The sequence below is a fragment of the Azospirillum sp. TSH20 genome, assembly GCF_003115935.1.
GTDB lineage: Bacteria > Pseudomonadota > Alphaproteobacteria > Azospirillales > Azospirillaceae > Azospirillum.
Genome location: NZ_LGQU01000163.1, coordinates 1 through 8901, shown reverse-complemented (window position 1 = coordinate 8901; position 8901 = coordinate 1). Strand labels below are relative to the sequence as shown.

Below are 8901 nucleotides of genomic sequence, written 5' to 3'. Positions count from 1 at the left end.
AGCTCTCGCACAAAGCTATGCTTTGTGCTGACGCGGCAGGCGGACCATAGGTCCGCTGAGAGCGGGGGAGGTTAGGTGGGGGTCTAACTTACTCCATAAAGTCACTCCCCCGCCGGAATAAACTCCCCCTCCCGCCGGTTTACAGTTCCGTGACGAAGGCACGTCACTCAATCCTTGACCGACTGGGCGCGCCTCCTCCGGGGGGCGCGCCCATTTTCTGTCCGGAACTGCTGAATAAAATCACCGTCCGGCCTGTTGGTGCGACGGTCACCGTTCAAACCGTCAAGCCTTTGGTGTAGACATCCCGCCCATGCGCCTGATCCTCATCCTCGCCGCGATGATCGTCGCCGGCCTCGCGAATCTCGCCGTCTGGTCCCTGCCGAACCGCCCGGTGCCGCTCGACCCGCCGCCGGGAGGCAAGCTGCGCAGCGTGTCCTTCGCCCCCTTCCGCGACGGGCAAAGCCCGCTGACCGGCGTCCTGCCCACCACCGCCCAGATCGAGGAGGACATCGTCGCCCTCGCTCCGCAGGTGGCGGGCATCCGCACCTACACCTCGCTGGAAGGCTTGCAGGTGGTGCCGGAACTGGCGCGCAAGCATGGCATGCAGGTCACCATGGGGGCGTGGCTGTCCTCGCGGACCGACAAGAACGAGGCGGAGATCGCCTCGCTGATCGACCTCGCCAACCGCTATCCCGACGTCATCACCCGCGTCATCGTCGGCAACGAGGTGCTGCTGCGCCGCGAGCTGACGCCGGAGCAGGTCGCCGGCTACATCGACCGCGTCAAGGCGGCGGTGAAGCAGCCGGTGTCCTATGCCGACGTCTGGGAATGGTGGCTGAAATACCCGCAGATCGCGGACCATGTCGATTACCTGACCATCCATCTGCTGCCCTATTGGGAGGACGTGCCGGCCGGCGTGGAGGGCGCCACCGAGCGCATCCGCCAGAGCTACCGCACCATCGCCCACCGTTTCCCCGGCAAGCCGATCCTGGTCGGCGAGACCGGCTGGCCGACGCAAGGCCGCTCGCGCGGGGCCGCCGTGCCGGGGCTGGTCAACAAGGCGAAGTTCGTCAACGCCTTCGTCCGCATGGCCGAGCAGGAGGGCTTTGATTACAACGTGATTGAGGCCTTCGACCAGGAATGGAAGGCGAAGCTGGAGGGCACCGTCGGCGGCCATTGGGGCCTGTACAACGCCGACCGCACGCCGAAATTCTCGCTGGCCGGGCCGGTGGTCGGCAATGTCGCGTGGCCCTGGCTGTTCGCGGCGTCCAGCGGGCTGGCGCTGGTGCTGCTGGGCGGGCTGGCGGGGCTCCGCCGCCATCTGCCGGGCACCGGCTGGGTGGCTCTGATCCTGCTGGCGCAGGCGCTGTCGACCCTCTATGTCCGTGCCGCCTTCGTGGCGGAGCATGGCAAGCATTACTGGCAGGACACCACGCTGGCCGTGGTCATGCTGGCGCTGACCGCCGCGCTGGCGCTGGCGGTGCTGCTGACCGCCCACCGCACGTTGGCGACCGGCGGTCTGGCGCGCGAACCGCTGGTCGGCCTGCGCCACGCCCGCCCGGCCCTGACCCGCACCGAGCGGGTGGGGCGGTGGAGCGCCATCGCGCTGGGCGTCGCCGCGCTGGTCTGGTCGCTGCTGATCGTCTTCGACGGCCGCTATCGCGACTTCCCCAACCCGTATCTGCTGATCCCCGCGGTGGCGCTGCCGGCGCTGGGGCTGATCCGCGCCGCCCGCCGCCCGGTCGGGACGGAGACGCGCAGCGCGCTGGGCATCGCCAGCCTGTTCCGTCCGGCGGTGCCTGCTGCGGATGGCGAACCGCGCGGCCTGTGCGGCGCCGTCCGCCGCCTGCCGGTCGAGTCGGCCCTGGGCTTCGGGCTGCTGCTGGGGGCGGTGCTGACGGTGCTGGCGGAGGGCTTCGTGCCGCTCGAATCGCTGATCTACGGCCAGCTCCCCTTCATGGATGCGCTGCACGAGGTCGATTGGACGCGGCCGAACTGGGAAGCGCTGGGCTGGGCCGCCCTGCAGATCCTGCTGGCGCTGCCCTTCCTGGCCGGTGTGTGGAGCGCCCGGCGTCCGCTACGGCGGATTTGACGCCAGCCGGCCGCCAGCTGGCCATTGCGCCGGCCGCCGCGCTGTGGATTGATGGACGGGTTCCTGGCCTTCCGGAGACCCGTCCGATGTCCCCCGATCTGTGGCTCGCCTTTGCCGCCGCCTCCGCCATCATGCTGATGATCCCCGGACCGACGGTGCTGATCGTCGTGTCCTATGCGCTGGGCCATGGGCGGCAATCGGCTATGGCGACGGTGGCGGGGGTGGCGCTGGGCGACTTCACGGCGATGACCGCCTCCATGCTGGGGCTGGGGGTGCTGCTGTCGACCTCGGCGGCGCTGTTCACCGTGCTGAAATGGGTCGGTGCCGCCTATCTGGTCTATCTCGGCATCAAGCTGTGGCGGGCGCCGGTCAAGGGCGTGGAGACGGTGGCCGACGAATCGGCTGTACGGCCCTGGCGCATGATGCTGCACACCTATGCCGTCACCGCGCTGAATCCTAAGAGCATCGTCTTCTTTGTCGCCTTCCTGCCGCAGTTCCTCGACACCGGCCGGCCGCTGGCCGGGCAGATGGTGGTGATGGAGGCGACCTTCCTGGTGCTGGCGACGCTGAACGCCGCCGGCTATGCCCTGTTGGCTTCGGCGGCGCGGCGCGCGGTGCGGCGGCCGTCGGTGCAGCGGGCGGTCAACCGGGTCGGCGGGTCGCTGCTGATGGGAGCCGGGCTGCTGACCGTTGCCTGGAAGCGGACGGCCTGACGCCGACGCCGGTTTGTTGACAGATCGTGATGGCTTCATCGAAAATTGCCGGCGCATCGGGGGATGCACGCGCCGGTAAATTTTCGGGATGCCGGCCGGGCGAATCGAACCGCGGGGGCGGTGATGGCCGACGGCTGCGACAGGGGCGGGAACGGCGACGGCGCGGATGATCGCCGGCGGGAACCCGCAAGCGATGTGCTGGAATTCGCCGCCGAGACCGAGGACGCCGCCGATCGTGATGGAGACGGCTGGCGGCGCAATCCGCCCTGGCTGATCCTGATCGTCGACGACGACCACGAGGTCCATGCCATCACCCGCGTCGTGCTGGGCGAGATGAGCTTCGAGGAGCGGCCGGTCTGTTTCCTGTCGGCCTACACCGCGCGGCAGGCGCGGTCGCTGCTGGTCGAGCATCCGGGCATCGCCGCCATCCTGCTGGACGTGGTGATGGAGACCGATGACGCCGGGCTGAAGCTGGTCCGCCACATCCGCGAGGAGATGGGAAACCGGCAGGTCCGCATCATCCTGCGCACCGGCCAGCCGGGGCAGGCGCCGGAACGGCAGGTGATCGCCGCCTACGACATCAACGACTACAAGGCGAAGAGCGAGCTGACGGCGCAGAAGCTCTACACCGCCGCCGTCGCAGCATTGCGCTCCTACCAGCACATCGCCACCATCGAGCGCGGCCGGCAGGGGCTGGAGCGGGTGATGGAGGCGGCCGACCATCTGGCCGGGCTGCGCTCGCGCTCGCAATTCCTCGCCGGGCTGGTCGGGCGGGCGGCGGCGCTGCTGACCGGCGTACAATCCGCCTTGCTGTGCGGACCGGGGGAGGGCGGCGGGCCGACGATCGTGGCGGAGGCCGGGCTGCCGGCCGACCTGCCGACGGAGGTTGTGGCCGACATCGTGGCGGCGCTGGGCGACGGTCAAGCGCGCTGGGGGAGCCGGCATGGGGTGACGGTTCTGCGCGGCCGCGACGTCGCGCCGCTGGCGCTCTGCCTGCTCGGCGGCCCGTTTGCCGAGGGCGACCGGCCGCTGGTGGAACTGCTCTGCACCAAGGCGGCGGTCGGGCTGGACAATCTGCGGCTCTATGAACGGCTGAACCAGGCGCAGATCGCCACCGTCCATGCGCTGGGCAAGCTGGCCGAATACAAGGACGAGGTCACCGGCGACCATGTGAAGCGGCTGGGCCGCTGGGCCACCGCCATCGCCCGCGAACTCTACGCCCGCAACGCCTTCGCGGACGAGCTGGACGACTGGTTCTGCGACACCATCGGGCTGGCCAGCGTGCTGCACGACGTCGGCAAGGTCGGCATCCCCGACGCCATCCTGCGCAAGCCCGGCCGGCTGGACGAGGCGGAGATGGCGGTGATGCGCGACCATGCGTCCATCGGCGGCAACATCCTGCGCGACGCCTGCGGCGGCGACCGCCGCGGCTATCTGTCGATGGGGGCGGAGATCGCCGAGAGCCATCACGAGAAGTTCGACGGCAGCGGCTATCCGCGGGGGCTGGCCGGCGACGCCATTCCGCTGGCCGGCCGCATCGTCGCCGTCGCCGACGTGTTCGACGCGCTGCTGCACCGTCGTCCCTACAAGAAGGCGTGGGACATCGGCGAGGTGCTGGACTTGCTGCGGGCGGAGGCCGGCCGCCATTTCGACCCGCGCGTGGTCGACGCCTTCCTGGCGGTGCTGGAGCGCGACGGGGCGAGGGCGTAGGTCCCCCATCCCGTCAAAAGGCGCCCCTCCGGAGCTTATACGCCCAGCACGTCGCGCATGCTGTAGAGGCCGGGGGTCTTGTCCTGCGCCCACAGCGCGGCGCGGACGGCGCCCTTGGCGTAGATCCCGCGGCCGGACGCCTTGTGGGTCAGCTCGACCCGCTCGCCGTCGCTGGCGAAGATCACTGTGTGGTCGCCGATCACGTCGCCGCCGCGCAGGGTGGCGAAGCCGATCTCGCCGCGCGGGCGGGCGCCGGTGTGGCCGTCGCGCACCTTCTGCCAGACATCCTCCAGCGCCACCCCGCGCCCGGCCGCCGCGGCGCGGCCAAGGCCGAGCGCGGTGCCCGACGGCGCATCAACCTTGCGGCGGTGGTGCATTTCCAGGATGTCGATATCGAAATCGTCGCCCAGCGTGTGGGCGACCTGCTCCACCAGCGCCAGCAGCAGGTTGACGCCCAGCGACATGTTGGGCGACTGGACGATGGCGGTGTGCGTGGCGGCGGTGGCGATGGCCGCCTGCTGCGACGGGTTCAGGCCGGTGGTGCCGACGACCAGCACGGTTTCCGACTGGGCGGCCAGCGCCGCGTGACGCTCCGTCGATTCGGGGCTGGTGAAGTCGATCACCGCGTCCGCCTCCGCGAACAGGGCGACCGGGTCGTCGATGGCGGTCACGCCCAGCGGGTCGATCCCGGCCAGGAGGCCCAGATCCTTGCCCAGCGCCGGGCCGCCCACCCGCTCGGTCCCGCCGGCCAGCGTGCAGCCCGCGGTCGCCGCGATCTCGCGCACCAGCATCTGGCCCATGCGCCCCGCGCACCCGACGACACCGATCTTCATGACGCCCATCCTCCGTTCAGCTCTGCCGGCCGGCTTTCCCGCCCTTCCAGCGGTTTAGCACAGGCCCGGCCGGGGCTTAAGCGCCAAGGCAGCCGCGCAGCGATGCGGCGAGGTTGCGCATCAGGGTGGGGTAGAGCGCTTCGCCTTCCGGCAGGTCGGCGCCTTCGGGGTCGAGCACGCCGGTCTTGGCCCTGGTGCCCTCGACCACCGTGCGGACCAGGGTCGGTTCGAACTGTGGCTCGGAGAAGACGCAGGCGGCGTTCAGACCGGCGATCTTGGCGCGGATGGCGGACAGCCGCTTGGCCGAGGGGCGGCGGTCCGGGCTGACGGTGATGGAACCGACCGCCGACAGATCGTAGTGCGCCTCGAAATACTGGTAGGCGTCGTGGAAGACGACGAAGGGCTTGTCCTTCAGCGGTGCGAGCGTCGTCTTCAGTTCCGCGTCCAGCGCGTCGAGCGCCTGCAGCGTGCGGTCGGCGTTGGTGCGGTAGGCCTCCGCATCGGCCGGGTCCTTGGCAGCCAGCGCGTCGGCCGTCGCCGTGACGATGGCGCGGGCATTGGCGGGATCGAGCCAGATGTGGCTGTTCAGCTCTTCATGCTCGTCGGCATGACCGTGCTGCTCATGGCCGTGGTCGTGGGGTTCCCAGGCGCCGCCTTCGCGGGCTTGCAGAAGGGTCAGGCTTTTCAGGTCCATCAGGGTCAGCCGCGTCGCCTTGGGCGCGTTGGCCTGCAGCGGCTTTTCCAGGAATCCCTCCAGTTCGGGGCCGACCCAGACCACCAGATCGGCGGCCGACAGCGCCTTCGCGTCCGACGGCTTCATCGTGTAGCTGTGCGGAGAGGCGCCGCCGCGGACCAGCAGAACCGGCTCGCCCACCCCGTGCATGACCGAAGCGACGAGGGAATGGATCGGCTTGATCGACACCACCACCTTCGGCGCCTCTGCCCAGGCCGGTAGGGCGGTGGTGGCGACGAGAGCGCTCATTGTGCCGGTCAAAAGAGTGGACAGCGCGAATCGACGCATGGGAGGGATCCTCTCGACTTGCTGGACAGGTCGCTGGTTTCAGCGCATAGGGAAGTCACGCTCAACTGGTGTCACGTTATAACATAACATGTCAACACCCGCTCTTTCCCGGGATGCGTCCGCACTGGTCGCCGGCCCGCTTGCCTGGACTGAGGATCTGACCGTCCGTTTCGGCCGCCGCACCGTGCTGGACCGCGTCAACGTCGCCGTCCAGCCGGGGGAGGTGGTGATGCTGATCGGTCCGAACGGCGCCGGCAAGACGACGCTGGTCCGTGCCGTGCTGGGGCTGGTGGCGCCCGATGGCGGGCGGGTGCTGCGGCGCCCGAACCTGCGCGTCGGCTACATGCCGCAACGGCTGTCGGTGGATCGCACGCTGCCTCTGACCGTGCGCCGCTTTCTGGCGCTGTGGCGGCCGGTAACGGCCGACAAGGTGGAGGCGGCGCTGGAGGAGGCCGGGGTGACGCGGCTGGCCGATTCGGCGGTGCAGACGATTTCCGGCGGCGAGATGCAGCGGGTGCTGCTGGCCCGCGCCCTGCTGGGCGAACCGGACCTGCTGGTGCTGGACGAACCCGATCAGGCCGTGGACGTGCATGGACAGGCCGAGTTGTTCAACCGCATCGCCCAGGTGCGGCAGAGGCGCGGGTGCGGCGTGCTGCTGGTCAGCCACGACCTGCACACGGTGATGGCGCGCACCGACCGGGTGATCTGCCTGAACAGCCATGTCTGCTGTTCCGGCCGGCCGGAGGATGTCAGCCGCCATCCGGAATATCACGCTCTGTTCGGCGGTCATGCCCGCGATCTGGCTGTCTATGTCCATCACCATGACCATGCCCATGCCGAGGACGGCAAAGTCGTGCATGACCATGACGGGGACTGCTGCCATGGATGAGTTCGTGATCCGCGCCCTGCTGGCCGGCGGCGGCATCGCCCTGCTGGCCGGGCCGCTGGGCTCCTTCGTGGTGTGGCGGCGCATGGCCTATTTCGGCGACACCCTGGCCCATTCCGCCTTGCTGGGGGTAACGCTGGGCTTCCTGCTGGGCGTCAATCCGATGATCGGCGTGATGGTGGTGTGCGTGACGCTGGCGCTGGCGCTGGTGGCGCTGCAGCGGCGGCGCAACCTCGCGGCGGACACGCTGCTGGGTATCCTGTCGCACGGGTCGCTGTCGCTGGGGCTGGTGGCGCTGGCCTTTCTGGAGACCCTGCGCGTCGATCTGATGGCCTATCTGTTCGGCGACATCCTGTCGGTGACCGACGGCGACCTGATGGCGATCTATGGCGGCGGTGCGGTGGCGCTGACCGGGCTGGCGCTGCTGTGGCGCCGGCTGCTGGCGGTGACGGTGGACGAGGATCTGGCGCGGGTGGAAGGCATGCCGGTCGACGCCCTGCGGCTGGCCTTCATGCTGCTGATCGCGCTGGTGATCGCCATCGCCATGAAGATCGTCGGCATCCTGCTGATCACGTCGCTGCTGATCATCCCGGCGGCCTCCGCCCGCCGCTTCGCCCGCACGCCGGAAGGGATGGCGGTGCTGGCCTCGGTCCTGGGCATCCTGGCGGTCATCGCCGGACTGCTGGCGTCGCTGAACTGGGATTTGCCGGGCGGACCGAGCGTGGTGGTGGCCGCCGCCGCCCTGTTCCTGCTGGGATCGCTGGTGCCTGTGCGGCGCTGACTGCAATCAGAAAAAGAACAAGACCGTATTGATTTCCCGTTTGCGGACGTTCCCGCCTGCGCCATAGTCCGCCGGCGGACGCGATGGCGGAAGGGCCGCCATCGCCGCCGCACGAACGGAGGGTATGAGGATGGAACGCTTCCTCACTCTCCTGATCCTGGTGCTGGAGATCGTCAAGCGGCTGCTTGACCTTCTGATGCACTAAGATCGGGCGGGCGGGCCGGGGAATTGCAGTCCCCGGCCCGCCTACCCCCGATATTGGTGCGGCACCCGCCCGCTGTCAACGGGGCGCCGGAAAACACTCATTCGTCGATGTTGCGCGCCAGCACTTCGCGTTTGCCGGAGTGGTTGGGCTTGCTGACCACCCCTTCGGTCTCCATCCGCTCGATCAGGCGGGCGGCGGAGTTGTAGCCAATGCGCAGCTGGCGCTGGATGAAGCTGGTCGAGGCCTTGCGCTCGCGGCAGACCACCGCAACTGCCTTGTCGTAGAGGTCGTCGCCGGACCCGCCGCCGGTGCCGGGCAGGCTGCCGTCGTCGAAGGACTCCTCGCCCTCCTCGTCCTCCAGGATGGCGTCGACATAGTTGGGCTCGCCCTGCGCCTTGAGGAATCTGACGATCTGCTCGACCTCGTGGTCGGAGACGAAGGGGCCGTGGACGCGGGTGATGCGGCCGCCGCCGGCCATGTAGAGCATATCGCCCTGGCCCAGCAGCTGCTCGGCGCCCTGTTCGCCCAGGATGGTGCGGCTGTCGATCTTGCTGGTGACCTGGAAGCTGATACGGGTCGGGAAGTTGGCCTTGATGGTGCCGGTGATGACGTCGACCGAGGGACGCTGCGTCGCCATGATCAGGTGGATGCCGGCGGCGC

8 protein-coding genes are annotated in these 8901 nt (G+C 69.3%); 5 read left to right on the top strand and 3 right to left on the bottom strand.

Annotation, left to right across the window (positions count from 1 at the left end; all coding sequences use genetic code 11):
• Positions 1-310: 310 nt before the first annotated feature.
• From TSH20_RS32555 to TSH20_RS32545, 3 genes are all read left to right on the top strand, one after another.
• Positions 311-2092: a glycosyl hydrolase family 17 protein gene (locus TSH20_RS32555; protein WP_109155674.1), complete on the top strand. Its 1782-nt coding sequence runs from the start codon at positions 311-313 to the stop codon at positions 2090-2092.
• 86 nt (positions 2093-2178) lie between these two features.
• Entirely contained in the window at positions 2179-2805 is a 627-nt protein-coding gene (locus tag TSH20_RS32550) for a LysE family translocator (protein WP_109155675.1), read from the top strand.
• A 123-nt stretch (positions 2806-2928) separates the two neighbouring features.
• Positions 2929-4515 carry an HD domain-containing phosphohydrolase gene (locus tag TSH20_RS32545; protein ID WP_109155676.1) on the top strand — a complete coding sequence of 529 codons (1587 nt, stop codon included), beginning with the start codon at positions 2929-2931 and terminating at the stop codon, positions 4513-4515.
• Between the two features lie 35 nt (positions 4516-4550).
• Here TSH20_RS32545 and dapB read toward each other — a convergent pair whose 3' ends face one another.
• Together dapB and TSH20_RS32535 are read right to left on the bottom strand one after the other, a co-directional pair.
• Positions 4551-5348 carry a 4-hydroxy-tetrahydrodipicolinate reductase gene (gene dapB / locus TSH20_RS32540; RefSeq protein ID WP_109155679.1) on the bottom strand — a complete coding sequence of 266 codons (798 nt, stop codon included), beginning with the start codon at positions 5346-5348 and terminating at the stop codon, positions 4551-4553.
• Between the two features lie 76 nt (positions 5349-5424).
• Positions 5425-6369, bottom strand: a complete 945-nt coding sequence (locus TSH20_RS32535; RefSeq protein ID WP_109155677.1) for a zinc ABC transporter substrate-binding protein — start codon at positions 6367-6369, stop codon at positions 5425-5427.
• Between the two features lie 88 nt (positions 6370-6457).
• On the opposite strand from TSH20_RS32535, the gene znuC reads away from it, so the two are divergent.
• Complete coding sequence (znuC, locus tag TSH20_RS32530) at positions 6458-7258, top strand: zinc ABC transporter ATP-binding protein ZnuC (RefSeq protein WP_199231867.1); 801 nt, start codon at positions 6458-6460, stop codon at positions 7256-7258.
• Complete coding sequence (gene znuB / locus TSH20_RS32525) at positions 7251-8036, top strand: zinc ABC transporter permease subunit ZnuB (RefSeq protein ID WP_109155678.1); 786 nt, start codon at positions 7251-7253, stop codon at positions 8034-8036. The genes znuC and znuB overlap by 8 nt, the downstream gene beginning before the upstream one ends.
• A gap of 302 nt (positions 8037-8338) precedes the next feature.
• Here znuB and TSH20_RS32520 read toward each other — a convergent pair.
• The coding region (locus TSH20_RS32520) for a DNA translocase FtsK (protein ID WP_282183596.1) at positions 8339-8901 on the bottom strand (563 nt) is incomplete at its 5' end.

What these genes read in the sequence shown, in the direction of transcription:
- TSH20_RS32555 (WP_109155674.1), top strand. Translation starts at nt 311, where the DNA reads ATGCGCCTGATCCTCATCCTCGCCGCGATGATCGTCGCCGGCCTCGCG.
- znuB (WP_109155678.1), top strand. Translation starts at nt 7,251, where the DNA reads ATGGATGAGTTCGTGATCCGCGCCCTGCTGGCCGGCGGCGGCATCGCC.
- TSH20_RS32535 (WP_109155677.1), bottom strand. Translation starts at nt 6,369, where the DNA reads ATGCGTCGATTCGCGCTGTCCACTCTTTTGACCGGCACAATGAGCGCT.
- TSH20_RS32550 (WP_109155675.1), top strand. Translation starts at nt 2,179, where the DNA reads ATGTCCCCCGATCTGTGGCTCGCCTTTGCCGCCGCCTCCGCCATCATG.
- znuC (WP_199231867.1), top strand. Translation starts at nt 6,458, where the DNA reads ATGTCAACACCCGCTCTTTCCCGGGATGCGTCCGCACTGGTCGCCGGC.
- TSH20_RS32545 (WP_109155676.1), top strand. Translation starts at nt 2,929, where the DNA reads ATGGCCGACGGCTGCGACAGGGGCGGGAACGGCGACGGCGCGGATGAT.
- dapB (WP_109155679.1), bottom strand. Translation starts at nt 5,348, where the DNA reads ATGAAGATCGGTGTCGTCGGGTGCGCGGGGCGCATGGGCCAGATGCTG.